General features: G+C 72.7%; 14 protein-coding genes and 1 tRNA gene. 10 read left to right on the top strand and 5 right to left on the bottom strand.

The annotated features are described in order from the left end of the window. Nucleotides 1–86: 86 nt before the first annotated feature. Complete coding sequence (locus B4M60_RS08000) at nucleotides 87–1,469, bottom strand: threonine/serine ThrE exporter family protein (RefSeq protein ID WP_291082030.1); 1,383 nt, start codon at nucleotides 1,467–1,469, stop codon at nucleotides 87–89. 76 nt (nucleotides 1,470–1,545) lie between these two features. Here B4M60_RS08000 and B4M60_RS08005 point away from each other — a divergent pair. Continuing rightward, nucleotides 1,546–1,618: transfer RNA gene (locus tag B4M60_RS08005), tRNA-Thr, on the top strand. 35 nt (nucleotides 1,619–1,653) lie between these two features. On the opposite strand, the gene B4M60_RS08010 is transcribed toward B4M60_RS08005, so the two are convergent. Then, the gene (locus tag B4M60_RS08010; RefSeq protein WP_291082032.1) at nucleotides 1,654–1,926 is read right to left on the bottom strand and encodes a hypothetical protein; all 273 of its coding nucleotides are present in this window, start codon (nucleotides 1,924–1,926) and stop codon (nucleotides 1,654–1,656) included. Between the two features lie 99 nt (nucleotides 1,927–2,025). On the opposite strand from B4M60_RS08010, the gene B4M60_RS08015 reads away from it, so the two are divergent. Together B4M60_RS08015 and B4M60_RS08020 are read left to right on the top strand one after the other, a co-directional pair. Then, nucleotides 2,026–2,403 carry a nuclear transport factor 2 family protein gene (locus B4M60_RS08015; RefSeq protein WP_291082034.1) on the top strand — a complete coding sequence of 126 codons (378 nt, stop codon included), beginning with the start codon at nucleotides 2,026–2,028 and terminating at the stop codon, nucleotides 2,401–2,403. A gap of 15 nt (nucleotides 2,404–2,418) precedes the next feature. Then, the gene (locus tag B4M60_RS08020) at nucleotides 2,419–2,811 is read left to right on the top strand and encodes a nuclear transport factor 2 family protein (RefSeq protein WP_291082036.1); all 393 of its coding nucleotides are present in this window, start codon (nucleotides 2,419–2,421) and stop codon (nucleotides 2,809–2,811) included. A gap of 30 nt (nucleotides 2,812–2,841) precedes the next feature. On the opposite strand, the gene B4M60_RS08025 is transcribed toward B4M60_RS08020, so the two are convergent. Continuing rightward, nucleotides 2,842–3,270 carry an HIT family protein gene (locus B4M60_RS08025; RefSeq protein WP_291082038.1) on the bottom strand — a complete coding sequence of 143 codons (429 nt, stop codon included), beginning with the start codon at nucleotides 3,268–3,270 and terminating at the stop codon, nucleotides 2,842–2,844. Between the two features lie 127 nt (nucleotides 3,271–3,397). Here B4M60_RS08025 and B4M60_RS08030 point away from each other — a divergent pair, with 127 nt between their 5' ends. Next, a complete protein-coding gene (locus B4M60_RS08030) occupies nucleotides 3,398–4,108 on the top strand; it encodes a TetR/AcrR family transcriptional regulator (protein WP_291082040.1) in 711 nt (236 codons plus the stop codon). 66 nt (nucleotides 4,109–4,174) lie between these two features. Beyond that, nucleotides 4,175–5,431 (top strand): phosphoribosylamine--glycine ligase, encoded by a 1,257-nt coding sequence (gene purD / locus B4M60_RS08035; protein ID WP_291082042.1) that lies wholly within the window; start codon nucleotides 4,175–4,177, stop codon nucleotides 5,429–5,431. A gap of 148 nt (nucleotides 5,432–5,579) precedes the next feature. Here the strand turns inward: purD and idi are convergent, their stop codons facing one another. Further along, nucleotides 5,580–6,155, bottom strand: a complete 576-nt coding sequence (gene idi / locus B4M60_RS08040; RefSeq protein ID WP_291082044.1) for an isopentenyl-diphosphate Delta-isomerase — start codon at nucleotides 6,153–6,155, stop codon at nucleotides 5,580–5,582. Between the two features lie 58 nt (nucleotides 6,156–6,213). Then, nucleotides 6,214–7,365, bottom strand: a complete 1,152-nt coding sequence (locus tag B4M60_RS08045) for an acyl-CoA dehydrogenase family protein (RefSeq protein WP_291082046.1) — start codon at nucleotides 7,363–7,365, stop codon at nucleotides 6,214–6,216. A gap of 141 nt (nucleotides 7,366–7,506) precedes the next feature. On the opposite strand from B4M60_RS08045, the gene B4M60_RS08050 reads away from it, so the two are divergent. Genes B4M60_RS08050 through purB form a run of 5 tightly spaced genes read left to right on the top strand, consistent with a single transcriptional unit; the run spans nucleotide 7,507 to nucleotide 13,541 of the window. Further along, complete coding sequence (locus tag B4M60_RS08050) at nucleotides 7,507–9,144, top strand: AMP-binding protein (RefSeq protein WP_291082048.1); 1,638 nt, start codon at nucleotides 7,507–7,509, stop codon at nucleotides 9,142–9,144. Between the two features lie 53 nt (nucleotides 9,145–9,197). Then, a complete protein-coding gene (locus B4M60_RS08055; protein WP_291082050.1) occupies nucleotides 9,198–10,679 on the top strand; it encodes a family 43 glycosylhydrolase in 1,482 nt (493 codons plus the stop codon). Nucleotides 10,680–10,726: 47 nt separating this feature from the next. After that, the gene (locus tag B4M60_RS08060) at nucleotides 10,727–11,920 is read left to right on the top strand and encodes a pyridoxal phosphate-dependent aminotransferase (protein ID WP_291082052.1); all 1,194 of its coding nucleotides are present in this window, start codon (nucleotides 10,727–10,729) and stop codon (nucleotides 11,918–11,920) included. A gap of 9 nt (nucleotides 11,921–11,929) precedes the next feature. After that, the gene (locus B4M60_RS08065) at nucleotides 11,930–12,073 is read left to right on the top strand and encodes a hypothetical protein (protein WP_291082054.1); all 144 of its coding nucleotides are present in this window, start codon (nucleotides 11,930–11,932) and stop codon (nucleotides 12,071–12,073) included. 22 nt (nucleotides 12,074–12,095) lie between these two features. Continuing rightward, nucleotides 12,096–13,541: an adenylosuccinate lyase gene (gene purB / locus B4M60_RS08070; protein WP_291082056.1), complete on the top strand. Its 1,446-nt coding sequence runs from the start codon at nucleotides 12,096–12,098 to the stop codon at nucleotides 13,539–13,541. Nucleotides 13,542–13,602: the final 61 nt, after the last annotated feature.

Below are 13,602 nucleotides of genomic sequence, written 5' to 3' on the forward strand. Positions count from 1 at the left end.
AGATGTGTATAAGAGATCGGCTTCGGACCGGATCGGTATCGGGCGTCGCGCCCGGGTGGGCCGCGGACATCCTGATCCATCCTACGTCACTGGTCGGCGGCGGCGGACCTGCGGAGATTTCGGGTGATCCACTCGCCAAAGACGATGCCGGCGGCCAGCGCGACCGCGATCGCCACCGCCTGGAACATCAGCCCCAGGCCGATGCCGGTCTGGTCGCTGGTGAGCGCCGACAGGCCCCGGTAGACGGAGAGTCCCGGCAGCAGCGGGGTGATCCCGGCGATGGTCACCACGAGCGGCGGAACGGTCGCGATCCGGGCCAGGATGCCACCGACGAGGCCCATCGCGCAGGCCGCCAGCGCGGATCCCACCACCACGCCGAGCCCCGTCGCCGTGACGGCCTGGAAGATGAGCATCCCCACGGCGCCGACGGTCGCGGCGAGCCACGTGGCGCGAACCGTCGCGTAGCTCGCCACCGCGAAGCCGGCCGCCCCCACCCCCGCCGCGAGGACGGTCAGGTAGACGGGCGCGTTGCCGGAGATGGACGGATCGATCGGCGGGGTGGACAGGCCCAGTCGCTCGAACACCGCGAGGGCGATCGTGATGCCGCCGAGGATCCCGCCGGTGAGGATCATCGTCTCCACGCCGCGGCCGGCGGAGGTCACCGGGAAGCCGGTGATGGCGTCCTCGATCGCGCCGACGAGGGTGAGTCCGGCGAGCAGCACGATGATCCCCGCCGCGACGAGCTGGGACGGTTGGATCTCGGTGAACCGGTCGGTCAACGCGACGTACGCGGCCAGCGCCCACCCGGCGGCGATGAACCCGCCGGCCACCTGCTGGAAGAACGTCGGCAGACGATGCAGGTCGAGGTAACGGTTGGTGTACATCAGCGCGAAGGTCGACACCATGGAGAGCAACCCCGCCAGGGGGCTGCCGCCCAGCTGGATGACCACCGCGCAGCCGAGCATCGCCCACCCCAGGACCGCGACCCGGAACGAGTGCGGGTGGGGCGAGGCGATGATCTTCTCCACCTCGACGGTGGCCTGCTCGACGGTCAGCCGACGGCGCACGATGAGGTCGATCAGCCGGGCCACCCGGGTCATCCGGGTCATGTCGACCGTGCGGTAGTCCACGACCCGGATGACGGAGATGGGGGGTCGGCCGCGCCGGCGGTTCACCCCGATGGTCAGCGAGGTGAACGTGACCTCGACCGTGGCGCCCGGCAGGCCGAACGCGGCCGCGACGGACTCCGCCTGGGCGACGGTGTCCGCGGCGCCCTCGCCCGAGGAGAGCAGGATGCCGGCGATCTCCAACGCCAGGTTGAGGACGTCGGTGACGGCGGCGTCGTCGTCGAGGTCGACCGGGGCCATGGGGGACAGCGGCGGCTCGACCGCCAGATCCATCGTGGACTTGCGTACGCCCAGCCACGCCAGGGGGCGGGTGAGCGGTGTCGGCACGTCGCGGTTCTCCACGGTGCACACCGTAGTCACGAGCGCGGCGGGAGGCCCGGTTAGGATGTGAGCCGGACCCCGGCCGCGCCGGGGCCGTGCTGGAGTGGCGCAATTGGTAGCGCACCCGACTTGTAATCGGGCGGTTGAGGGTTCAAGTCCCTTCTCCAGCTCACGTGGGCCGACCGGGGGATGGGACCGGCGCGGCTCAGTCCGAGGAGAGCCGACCGAGCGCCGACCATGCCGCCTCGAGGCGGCCGACCGCCGTCCGCAGCGCGTCCTCCGCGGCCTCGAGGTCCCCGACGGTGGCCGCGAGCGACTCGGAGACCGACCACGGGCTTCCGGCATCCACCCTCAGCGCATCGCCGTCCCAGGTCTCGCAGGCCACGCGGAGGACGGCGAGCTCGTCGGCGAGAGACCGGACCGTTCCCGTCAGTCGGCCGACCCTGGGATAGGCGTCCTGGGGTCGGATCGGTTCCATGGGGCCTCCTTGTCGGCAGGACATGTCAGGGCCGTGGAGTTACCGGTTGTTTTGTATGAGTAAGGTGTTCTCACCGATCGGCGATGTCAAGGAGGCCCTGTGGAAACGGAGAGATCCGACGTGGACATCGCCACGGCGTGGCAGGCGGCGGTGGTCGCGGGCGATGTGGAGGCCGCCATCGCGCTGTCCTCGCCCACGATCGTCTACACCACAGGGGACATCCGGCGGTACGAGGGTCACGATGGAATCCGCGACATCGTCAGTGACCTCGAGAGGCTGTCCGGCTTCCTCACGGTCACCGTCCTGGACACCGTCGAGAAGCCGGGCGTCGTGGCGCTCCGGCGGTTCGAGCAGTACATCCTGCCGGCCGGCAGTGTCGAGATCACGGGCTGCTCCTTCGTCGAGGTGGAGGACGGGGTGGTCACGCGGTGGGCGGACTACAAGAGCATGGGTGTGCTCGATGACCTCGTCGGCTAGGAGAGGGGATCACTGATGAGTGACGCACAGGCGACGGACGGTGCTCCCGGCGAGGTGGCGAGGGCCCTGGTGGAGGCGGTGTTCCGGGACGACCACGCCGCGGCGGTCTCGTTCTGCACCCCGGATCTCGTCCTCCGGATCGAGGGGATCCAGGAGGTCCGGGGGCACGAGGGGTTGCGCCACCTCATGGAGTTCAACGCCGAGGTCTCGACCGACGTCCACGTGACGATCCATCACGTGCTCGGCTCGGGCGACACCGCGGCGCTCAACAGGACGACCTTCCTCACCATCGGCGGGACCCACGTGGCCCTCGAGGTGGGTGCCTTCTTCACGATGCGCGACGGGCTGGTCGCCGAATGGACCGACTATCAGGACATGCGCGCCGTGACGCGCGCCCTGGGGCACTGAGCCCGCGGTCACGGGACCGCCCCGCCGGGGTCACCCCTCGGGGACGAACTGCCCGTAGCCGAGTTCGCGGAGCGACCGACGGAGGGTGTCGGCAGCCGAGTCGAACGCCTCGGAGGGGACGTCGGGATCGGCCAGCGCCAGGTCGAAGCCGGACATGTCGTTGGCGGGGAAGACGTGGATGTGGGTGTGGGGCACCTCGAAGCCGGCGATGAGGTAGCCGGCGCGTGCCGCCCCGAATCCCTCGAGGACGGCCTTGCCCACCGCCTGCGCCACCTCGTTGATCCTGGCCAACAACGCCGGTTCGAGGTCCGTCCAGCGGTCGACCTCCTTGCGCGGGACGACCAGGGTGTGCCCGGCGGCGACGGGGGCGATCGTGAGGAACGCCACCACGTCGGGGTCTTCCCACACGAACCGGCCCGGCAGTTCCCCGGCGATGATCTTGCTGAATACCGTCGACATGCCCGCAGACTACGGGGTCGCGGCCGAGGCTTCCGACGGTTGCGCGCAGAGACGTGTTGTAATGAAGAACGGGCCTCCCGACGGCGTGCGGCACTTGGGCCCCCACGGGAGGCGAAGGAGTAGCAACATGGTCGAGGTATCACTGCCGACGGCTGGGGGCGCGGTGAAGAAGAAGGCCTATCACCACGGGGACCTCCGGAACGCGATCATCCAGGAGGCCACGGCCAGGGCCCGCGCCCTGGGTGAGAAGGCCATCGTCCTGCGGGAGATCGCCCCGGTGATAGGGGTGTCCGCCACCGCCGCCTACCGGCACTTCGCCAGCCGGCAGAAGCTCGTGGAGGAGGTCTCCGCACGCGGTTACCTCGAGATGCGCGAGCGCGTGACGCTGCCGGCGGTATCCGGTTCGGACGCCGACCCCCGCCTCGGCGCGTACCTGGACATGCGGAACGCGGCCATCGCGATGGTGCGGTTCGCGGTCGACGAGCCGGCGTGGGCGCGCATGATGATGGAGACGGTGGGTGAGCCGGGTCCGGTCGCGGCCGCCGTCGAGCAGGTCCAGGATGTGATGCAGGGCCTCGTCAACCGGGGGATCGCCGCCGGGACGTTCAAGCCCGGCGTGGAGGTGAGGGATGAGCGCGTCCTGTGGGCGGGGATCGACGGCCTCGCCTGCCACGCGATGTTCGGGATCGCTCCGATGGACACCCCGGAGGCGGACGACGTCACCGCGCGCACGATCGACCTCTGCCTGACGGACATGCTCACGGAGGAGGGCCTGCGCGCCCGCGACGCGGCGGCCCTGCCGAACCGCGTCGCCACCGCGGTGCCCCGTAGCTCGTAGCCGTCGCCCGGGCGCCACGGCCGGGCCTGGTGGGTCCGGCGGGGCGGCGCGACTAGTCTGGGCACCGTGCGCATTCTCGTGATCGGTTCCGGTGCCCGTGAGCACGCCCTACTCGTCTCCCTCGCCGCGGACCCCGCGGTGACGGAACTCCACGCCGCCCCGGGCAACCCCGGCATGGTCCAGGCCAGGTGTCACGACGCCGCCGTCACCGACCCGGCGGCTGTCACCGAGCTGGCCCGCAAGCTCGCCGTGGACCTCGTGGTGATCGGTCCCGAGGTCCCGCTGGTCGCGGGGGTGGGCGATGCGGTCCGCGCCGCCGGGATCCCGGTCTTCGGCCCCAACGCGGAGGCCGCCCGCATCGAGGGGTCCAAGGCGTTCGCCAAGGACGTCATGGCCGCGGCCGGGGTGCGGACGGCGCGCGCCGAGATCGTGGACTCGCCCGCCGACCTCGACGACGCGCTGGAGCGCTTCGGGCCCACCTGGGTGGTCAAGGACGACGGCCTGGCGGCGGGCAAGGGAGTCGTGGTGACCCCGGACCGGGCGGCCGCGCGCGCCCACGCCCTCGCCTGTCTCGACGACGGGCACCCGGTCCTGCTCGAGTCGTTCCTCGACGGGCCAGAGGTCTCACTGTTCTGCCTGGTCGACGGCGAGACCGTGGTCCCGCTCCTGCCCGCCCAGGACCACAAGCGGGTCGGCGAGGGCGACCGCGGCCCCAACACCGGCGGGATGGGCGCCTACACCCCGCTGCCCTGGCTTCCCGAGGGGATGGTCGAGCGGATCGTCGCCGAGGTGTGTGAGCCGGTCGCCCGCGAGATGGTCGCGCGCGGGTGTGGCTTCTCCGGTCTCCTGTACGCCGGGTTGGCGATCACCACGGAGGGGCCCGAGGTCGTGGAGTTCAACTGCCGTTTCGGTGATCCGGAGACCCAGGCCGTCCTCGCGCTGCTCGAGTCGCCGCTGGGTGAGACGCTCAACGCGGTGGCCACCGGCCACCTGGCCGAGCTCCCGCCGCTGGTGTGGCGCGACGGGGCGGCCGTGACGGTGGTGTTGGCCGCCGAGAACTACCCCTCGTCCCCGCGCCGCGGTGACCTCATCGAGGGCGCCGAGCAGCCGGGGGTGTTCCACGCGGGCACCGCCAGGGACGCCGAGGGGAGACTGGTCTCGGCCGGGGGTCGCGTCCTCTCCGTGGTCGGCACGGGCGCGGATCTCGCGGCCGCACGCGCGGAGGCGTACCGGATCCTGTCCGGCATCGAGCTGGGCGGTGGGCATTTCCGCCGAGACATCGGCCAGGCCGCCGAAGAGGGGCGCATCGCCGTCCCGGGCTGACCGGCACGGGGCTGAGGGGAGCAGGGCTGAGCGGCGCGCACCCGTCCCGGCTTATGCTGCCGGAATGGACCAGAGAGGGCGCGCGACACGGCCGGATCCGGGCAAAGCCCCAGCGTAAGCGGAGGGGCGGAGGGGGGCGGAGGGGGGCTCAACGGGCGTAGAGGTCCATCCGCGGCACCTGCGCGACCAGCCACGGGCTGAACGCGAACGGGGTCGCGTCGACCGCCGTGCGGACGTCCTCCGGCCTGGCCCAGTGGTAGGCGCAGACCTCGTCGGGCCGCGGCGCCAGGTCGGCGCGGATCCGGGCGGTGAACACGGGGCAGATCTCGTTCTCGACGATGCCGGAGTCGTCGACCGCCCGGTAGCGGAAGTCCGGGACCGCGGGCTCGATCGAGTCGACGCGGGTCCCCAGTTCACGCTCGGCCCGCCGCACGATCGCCTCGACCGGGTCCTCGCCCGGCCCGGGGTGCCCGCAGAAGGAGTTGGTCCACACGCCGGCCCAGGTGCGCTTGTCCAGCGCGCGGCGGGTCAGCAAGACCCGGCCCTCGTCGTCGACGACGTGACACGAGAACGCCAGGTGCAGCGGGGTGTCCGTCGTGTGGACGGTCGCCTTGTCCGCGGTTCCGATCGGCCGTCCGTCCTCGTCGAGGAGCACGACGGACTCGGTGGCGGGGGCGAGCCGGGCGGCGGGGTCGGGGTGGGGGGCGGCGTCGGAGGAGGGCATGCCGCCCAGCCTAGGCATTCCGGGCCGGCGCGGCGTCCCGCCGGGGCGGCCCCCGCGGTCACTCGGTCAGGTCGCGCGCGATCACCAGGCGCTGGATCTGGTTGGTGCCCTCGAAGATCTGGGTGATCTTGGCCTCGCGCATGTACCGCTCCACCGGGAACTCCCGCGTGTAGCCCACGCCGCCCAGCACCTGCACCGCGTCGGTCGTGACCTTCATCGCCGCGTCGGTGGCGGTGAGCTTGGCGATCGACGCCTGCCGGGAGTAGGGCCGGCCGGCGTCCTTGCGGCGGGCGGCGTCGAGGTAGGTGGCGCGGGCGGAGGCCACCGCGGCCGCCATGTCCGCGAGCAGGAAGCCCAGGCCCTGGTGGCCGATGATGCTCTTGCCGAACGCCTCCCGGGTGTTGGCGTAGGCCACCGCGTCGTCCAGCGCCCGCTGGGCGATCCCGGTGGCCACGGCCGCGATCCCCAGCCGGCCGGAATCCAGCGCGGAGAACGCGATGCGCAGCCCGTCGCCCTCGGCACCCAGCAGCCGGGTGGCGTCGACGCGCGCGCCCTCGTAGGCGGCGGTCGTGGTGGGGACGCCGTTGAGGCCCATCTTCTCCTCGGGCTTGCCGAAGTGCAGGTGCTCGGTGTCGCGGGGGATGAGCAGGCACGAGATCCCGCGGGACCCCTCGCCGGTCCGGACGAAGGTGTTGTAGACGTCGGCGACGCCGCCGTGGGTGATCCACGACTTGGTCCCGGTGACCACGTACGCGGCACCCGGGCCCTCGCCCTCCCGGACGGCGCGGCAGCGCAGCGCCGCCGCGTCGGAGCCGGCCTGCGGCTCGGAGAGCGAGTACGCGCCGATCTGCTCGCCCGCGAGCATGCCGGGCAGCCACTCGGCCTTCTGCTCGTCCGTGCCGGCGGTCGCCAGCGGGAAGCAGGACAGGCCGTGGACGCTGGTGGCGACGGCGACCGCGGCCCACCGTGCGCCCAGCTCCTCGAGAACCTGCAGGTACACCTCGTACGGCTGGTCTCCGCCGCCGAACTCCTCGGGGTAGGGCAGGCCCAGCAGGCCCACCTCGCCGAGCTGGGCGAAGAGCCCCTCGGGGTAGGTGTGGTTCCGCTCGTGCTCGGCGGCGATCGGCTCGAGCAGCTTGTCCGCCACCGAGCGGGTCATGTCGAGGAGCTCGTACGCCTCGTCGCTGGGGAGCAGTCGGTCCACGGCCATGGGGGTCCTCCGGGGTACGTGCGGAAACAACGGGATATCCCATTAGAGTGCACGCACCCCTCCACGGCCCGCCAGCCCCGCGAGTGGGGGTGCCCGTCGGTGGGTGGTGCGGGCAGGGCCCGTGCACCACAATCGTCAGATATGACCGAGAACACCCCTGCCCCCGGTACGCCCCTGACCCCGGAGCAGCTCCTGGCGATCTACGACGTCCCCGGCGCGAGCGCGGCCGAGTTCCTCTGCGACGGGCACGACCCCGCTGCGGTCGCCTTCACCGTGATCGACGCCGACCTCTCCGGCCGCGACATCACCTACGGCGAGCTGCGCACCGAGAGCGAGAAGGTCGCCGCCGCGCTCGCCGCCCTGGGCGTGACGGAGGGGGACCGCGTCGCCACCCTCATGTCCAAGTCGGCCGACCTGGTCTTCACCCTCATGGGCATCTGGCGCCTGGGGGCCGTGCACATGCCGCTGTTCACCGCGTTCGCGTGGCCAGCCATCGAGATGCGGATCACCGGCGGTGACGCCAAGGTGATCGTCTCCGACGCCGACCAGCGCGGAAAGCTCGAGAACACCTCGGTGCCCGTCGTGGTGGCCGGCCTGGCCGACTGCCCCGAGGCCCGGGAGGGGGACCTCGACCTGGCCACCATCACGGCCGCGCAGGAGCCAGGCCGCCCGGCCGCGGTGACGGGGCCCGACGCGGGCCTGGTCATGCTGTTCACCTCCGGCACGACCGGCACCCCCAAGGGCGTCGTGGTCCCGGTCCGCGCGCTGGCGGCGTTCCACCAGTACATCGAGACCGGCCTGGACGTGCGCGCCGACGACGTGTTCTGGAACGGCGCCGACCCGGGCTGGGCCTACGGCCTGTACTACGGGATCCTCGGGCCGCTGGCCGTCGGGCGCCGCAGCCTGCTGCTGCACGCGCGGTACTCGCCCGAGCTGGCGTTCGCGGTCCTGCAGTTCTTCCACGTCTCCAACTTCGCCGCCGCCCCGACCGTGTACCGGACGATGCGCGCCAAGCGGGACATCGCCCCCGCGGGCGTGAGGCTCCGCCGCGCCTCGGCCGCCGGCGAGCCGCTCACCCCCGAGGTGATCGAGTGGTCGATCGAGCAGTTCGGCGTGGAGGTCCGCGACCAGTACGGCCAGACCGAGCACGGGATGTTCATCATCAACCCGTGGCACGACTCGCTGCGCGAGGACGTCCGCCCGGGCTCCATGGGGGTGCCCCTGCCGGGCTGGTCGTGCACCGTGCTGGCCGCGGACGAGGACGTTCCCGCGCCGGTCGGCGAGCTGGGCCGGGTGGCGATCGACGTCCCCGCCAGCCCGCTCATGTGGTTCGCGGGCTACCACGAGGCGCCGGAGAAGACCGCCGAGAGGTTCAGCCGGGACGGCCGCTGGTACTACACCGGCGACGCCGCCAAGGTCGACGCCGACGGCCACTTCTACTTCTCCAGCCGCGACGACGACGTGATCATCATGTCCGGCTACCGCATCGGGCCGTTCGACGTGGAGTCCGTCCTGGCCAAGCACCCGGACGTGCTCGAGTCGGCGATCATCGGCGTCCCGGACGACCTCGCCGGTGAGGTGCTCGAGGCGTACGTGGTGTTGCGGGACGGCCTGGAGGGGGACGACGACAAGGAGGCCGAGCTCCAGAAGTGGGTCAAGACCGAGTTCGCCGCCCACGCCTTCCCCCGGAAGATCCACTTCGTGCGCGAGCTCCCCAAGACCCCGTCGGGCAAGATCCAGCGCTTCCTGCTCCGCAAGGAGCGCGCCGGACAGAGCTGAGGGCCCGCGACGAGGGCGCCCACGGCGTGCGCCGCGGGGCCTACCCTCGGCGCATGACCCCCGTGACCCCTGCCCGTGTTCTGGGGGCGGCGGCCCTCGTCGTCGTCGTCCCCCTCGCCTCGGCGACCACCGCGGCGGTCCCCGCGGCGGCGAACCCGGTGATCTCCTCGGTCGCCCCCGACCCCTCGGTGCAGCGCGGCGCCGACGGCGCGTTCCACGTCTACGCCTCCTCGGACGACTGGTCCGACGGCGCCGGCTACCGGCTCGTCCCCCACTTCCGGTCCTACGACCTGGTCGACTGGGAGTACGTGGGGGACGCGTTCCCCTCGCGGCCCGCCTGGGCGCCGGCGGGGTCGTTCCTGTGGGCCCCGGACGTGCACGTGATGCCGGACGGCGACGCGGTCATGTACTACACGACCGGCGGTGCGAGGCCGTGCATCGGCCGCGCCACCGCGCCGGGTATCGAGGGGGCGGGCAGTGCGGGGTTGTGGCAGCACGACGCCGCGCCGATCGTGTGCTTCGGCGCGGACGAGCCGTATCAGGATCTGGACCCCATGGACCCGGAGGTCGTGTTCACCGAGGACGGCCCGGTGATGTTCATGGGCAACTTCGAGGGCATCCACGCCGTGGCGATGAACGCCGACGGAACTGCGCTCGAGGGCGAGCCCGTCCTTGTTGCCGGTACAGGTGTAGAGGCGCCGGCGGTGGTCACCCGCGAGGGGCGCACGCACCTGTTCACCAGCGCCGGGCTGTGCTGCAGCGGGGAGGCGTCGCAGTACCGCGTGCTGGGCGGCCGGGCGGAGGACCTGATGGGCCCGTACGAGGACCGGACCGGCCGGGCGCTGGTGGAGCCCGGCGCCGGAGACGTGATCCTGCGGGGCGACGCGGACTGGGTGGGGCCGGGGCACGTCGACGTGGCCACCGACGACGCCGGCCGGGACTGGATGCTCTACCACGCCGCACCGCGGGGGGCCGCCGTGCTCCCGAACGGCGTGCAGCGCCGCTACATGATGCTCGACCGCCTGGACTGGGTGACGGTGCCGGGAACCGAGGGCACCTGGCCGGTGGTCGGCGACGGCACCCCGTCGTCCGCGCGGCCGGCCGACCCCACCGTCGTCCTGCCCGTCCGCCTCACCGCGGCGGGGGAGGCCGCGCTGCGGCCGGGCGACGACGGCGAGGTGCTCGACGCCCCGGTACGGCTCGCCTCCACCGGCGGCGCGTTCGCCGGCGAGCTCCGGGCGGCCGTCACCGGCGCGGACAAGCGCCGCGTCGACCTGCCGATCATCACCGACGACACGCGGGTCCCCTCGGTTCCGGTGGCCGTCGCCGCCGGGGGGACGGCCACCCGCACGCTCACCCTCGGTCCGGCGGCGCCGCTCGCGCCGGGCCGGTACGAGCTGGTGGTCTCCGTCGGCGAGGCGGGCGGGCCCGTGCGGGAGCTCGCGGTGTTCGGTCTCGAGGTGGCCGCGGACGGGTCGCTCACGCTCGGGTCGGGCGCGCTCGGCTCGGCACCGCTCGGATCCCTCGGGGGCTGACCGGGCGGGCGCGGGTCCCCGCGCGCGGGGGCGATACCGTCGGGGGCATGACCGTCCCACGCGAACCGTCCCGCCGCTCGGCCGTCGAGCCGTTCCACGTCATGAGCGTCCTCGCCGCGGCCGCGCGGCGGCGGGAGACCCACGGCGACGTGATCTCGCTGTGCGCCGGGCAGCCGTCGACGCCGGCCCCCGGCCCGGTGCTGGCGGCCGCCCACCACGCGCTGGACACGGAGATCCTCGGGTACACCGAGGCGCTGGGCATCCGGCCGCTGCGGGAGGCGATCGCCGGGTACCACCGCCGCCGGGACGGGGTGGAGGTGACGGCCGACGACGTGGTGGTCACCACCGGGTCCTCGGGCGGCTTCACGGTCCTGTTCCTGGCCGCGTTCGACCCCGGCGACACCGTGGTCATGGCGCGCCCCGGGTACCCCGCCTACCGCAACACCCTCCAGGCGCTCGGCTGCCGCGTGCACGAGATCGCGTGCGGGCCCGAGTCCCGGTACCAGCCGACCGTCGCGCACCTCGAGGCCGTCACCACCCGGCTCGGGCACGCCCCGGCGGGCCTCATCGTGGCCAGCCCCGCCAACCCGACGGGCACGATCATCGACGCGGACGAGCTGGCCGCCCTCGCGCGGTGGTGCGCGGAGAACGGCACCCTGCTGGTCAGCGACGAGATCTACCACGGCGTCACCTACGGCCGGGAGTGCGCGAGCGCGTGGCGCACCGGCCGCGAGTCGGTGGTGATGGGCTCGGTCTCCAAGTACTTCTCCATGACCGGCTGGCGGATCGGCTGGATGCTGCTGCCCGAATACCTGCGCGACCCCGTGGACCGGCTGGTCGGAAACCTCACCATCTGCCCGCCGGCCGACGCGCAGTTCGCGGCCGTCGCGGCGTTCACCGAGGCCTCCGCCGCCGAGCTCGACGGCCACGTGGAGCGGTACGCGCGCAACCGGGACCTCGTCCTGCGCAGGCTCGGGGAGCTGGGGGTGGGGGAGATCGCCCCGCCCGACGGCGCCTTCTACGCGTACTTCGACGTCTCCCGCTGGACCGACGACTCGGTGGGCTGGTGCGCGGAGATCCTCGAGCGGACCGGGGTCGCGCTCACGCCGGGCGTCGACTTCGACACCGTCGACGGGTCCCACACCGTGAGGCTGAGCTTCGCCGGGGGGACCGGGGAGATCGCCGAGGCGATGGACCGGCTGGAGGCGGTGTTGTCCCCCTCGGCGGATCCCAGGGGTTAACGTCGACCCATGAATTCCGTCGAGATCATCACCGGCAGCGTGTACATCACCCGGCCGTGGCTGCTGCTCCAGGCGCCGCTCACGGTGGAGCAGGTCTACCTCAACGCGCGGGAGATCCTCGCCGGGTCCACCGGCGGCTCCATGATCTCCTGACCGGGCTGCGATACTGGGGGGCGTGAACGCCCAGAACCGGACCGCCAAGCCCCGCATCTCCAACGTCCTGGCCTCGCGCTACGCGAGCGCCGACCTGGCCACGCTGTGGTCCGCCGAACACAAGATCGTTCTCGAGCGGCAGCTGTGGATCGCGGTGCTCCGCGCGCAGCGCGACCTGGGGATCGACGTCCCCGGCGGCGTGATCGAGGCCTACGAGGCGGTCCTGGACCGGGTCGACCCGGACTCGATCGCCGAGCGCGAGCGCGTCACCCGGCACGACGTCAAGGCGCGGATCGAGGAGTTCAACGACCTCGCCGGCCACGAGCACATCCACAAGGGCATGACCAGCCGCGACCTCACCGAGAACGTGGAGCAGCTGCAGATCGTCCGCTCCCTCGAGCTGGTCCGCGACCGGGGCGTGGCGGCGGCCCGCCGGTTGGCCGAGCACGCGGTGGCGCAGCGCGACCAGGTGATGGCCGGCCGCAGCCACAACGTCGCGGCCCAGGCCACCACCCTGGGCAAGCGCTTCGCCTCCGCCGCCGACGAGCTGCTGGTGGCGCTCGAGCGGGTGGAGTCCCTGCTGGAGCGGTACCCGCTGCGCGGCATCAAGGGACCCATGGGCACCGCGCAGGACATGCTGGACCTGCTCGACGGCGACGCCGCGCGACTGGCCGAGCTGGAGCGGCGGATCGCCGAGCACCTCGGCTTCTCCCGCACGTTCGACTCCGTCGGGCAGGTGTACCCGCGCTCGCTCGACCACGAGGTGGTCTCCGCGCTGGTCCAGCTGGGCGCCGGCCCGTCCTCGCTCGCCCAGACCATCCGCCTCATGGCCGGGCACGAGCTGGTGACCGAGGGCTTCCAGCCCGGACAGGTCGGCTCGTCGGCCATGCCGCACAAGATGAACACCCGCTCCTGCGAGCGCGTCAACGGCCTGCAGGTCGTGCTCCGCGGCTACGGCTCCATGGCGGCCGAGCTCGCCGGCGCGCAGTGGAACGAGGGCGACGTCTTCTGCTCCGTGGTCCGCCGCGTGGCGCTGCCGGACGCGTTCTTCGCCCTGGACGGCATGTTCGAGACCTTCCTCACCGTGCTCGACGAGTTCGGCGCCTACCCGGCGGTGATCGACAAGGAACTGCAGCGCTACCTGCCGTTCCTCGCCACCACCAAGGTCCTCATGGCCGCGGTGCGCGCCGGGGTCGGCCGCGAGGTGGCCCACGACGCCATCAAGGAGAACGCCGTCGCGGTGGCGCTGGCGATGCGGGAGGAGGGGCGCGAGCCCGACCTCATCGACCGCCTGGCCGCGGACGAGCGACTCCCGCTGGACCGCGCCGCGCTCGAGGAGGCGCTGGCCGACCGCGCCGCGTTCATCGGGGCGGCCGGGGACCAGGTCGACGCCGTGGTGGCGCGCGTCGACGCGCTGGTGGCCCGCCACCCGGCGGCGGCGTCGTACTCGCCCGGCTCGATCCTCTGACCGACCCCGCGGCCGGGGGCTAGTCTTGCGCCCATGCGCGAGACCGTCATCCCCGTCCCCG

It is taken from the genome of Dietzia sp. UBA5065 (assembly GCA_002415925.1).
In the GTDB taxonomy this organism is placed as follows: Bacteria; Actinomycetota; Actinomycetes; order Mycobacteriales; family Mycobacteriaceae; genus Dietzia.

Bases quoted from the DNA above. Each gene is read 5' to 3' on its own strand.
- B4M60_RS08010 (WP_291082032.1), bottom strand. From the start codon at position 1,926: ATGGAACCGATCCGACCCCAGGACGCCTATCCCAGGGTCGGCCGACTG.
- B4M60_RS08020 (WP_291082036.1), top strand. From the start codon at position 2,419: ATGAGTGACGCACAGGCGACGGACGGTGCTCCCGGCGAGGTGGCGAGG.
- B4M60_RS08025 (WP_291082038.1), bottom strand. From the start codon at position 3,270: ATGTCGACGGTATTCAGCAAGATCATCGCCGGGGAACTGCCGGGCCGG.
- B4M60_RS08030 (WP_291082040.1), top strand. From the start codon at position 3,398: ATGGTCGAGGTATCACTGCCGACGGCTGGGGGCGCGGTGAAGAAGAAG.
- idi (WP_291082044.1), bottom strand. From the start codon at position 6,155: ATGCCCTCCTCCGACGCCGCCCCCCACCCCGACCCCGCCGCCCGGCTC.
- B4M60_RS08045 (WP_291082046.1), bottom strand. From the start codon at position 7,365: ATGGCCGTGGACCGACTGCTCCCCAGCGACGAGGCGTACGAGCTCCTC.
- B4M60_RS08050 (WP_291082048.1), top strand. From the start codon at position 7,507: ATGACCGAGAACACCCCTGCCCCCGGTACGCCCCTGACCCCGGAGCAG.
- B4M60_RS08055 (WP_291082050.1), top strand. From the start codon at position 9,198: ATGACCCCCGTGACCCCTGCCCGTGTTCTGGGGGCGGCGGCCCTCGTC.
- B4M60_RS08060 (WP_291082052.1), top strand. From the start codon at position 10,727: ATGACCGTCCCACGCGAACCGTCCCGCCGCTCGGCCGTCGAGCCGTTC.
- B4M60_RS08065 (WP_291082054.1), top strand. From the start codon at position 11,930: ATGAATTCCGTCGAGATCATCACCGGCAGCGTGTACATCACCCGGCCG.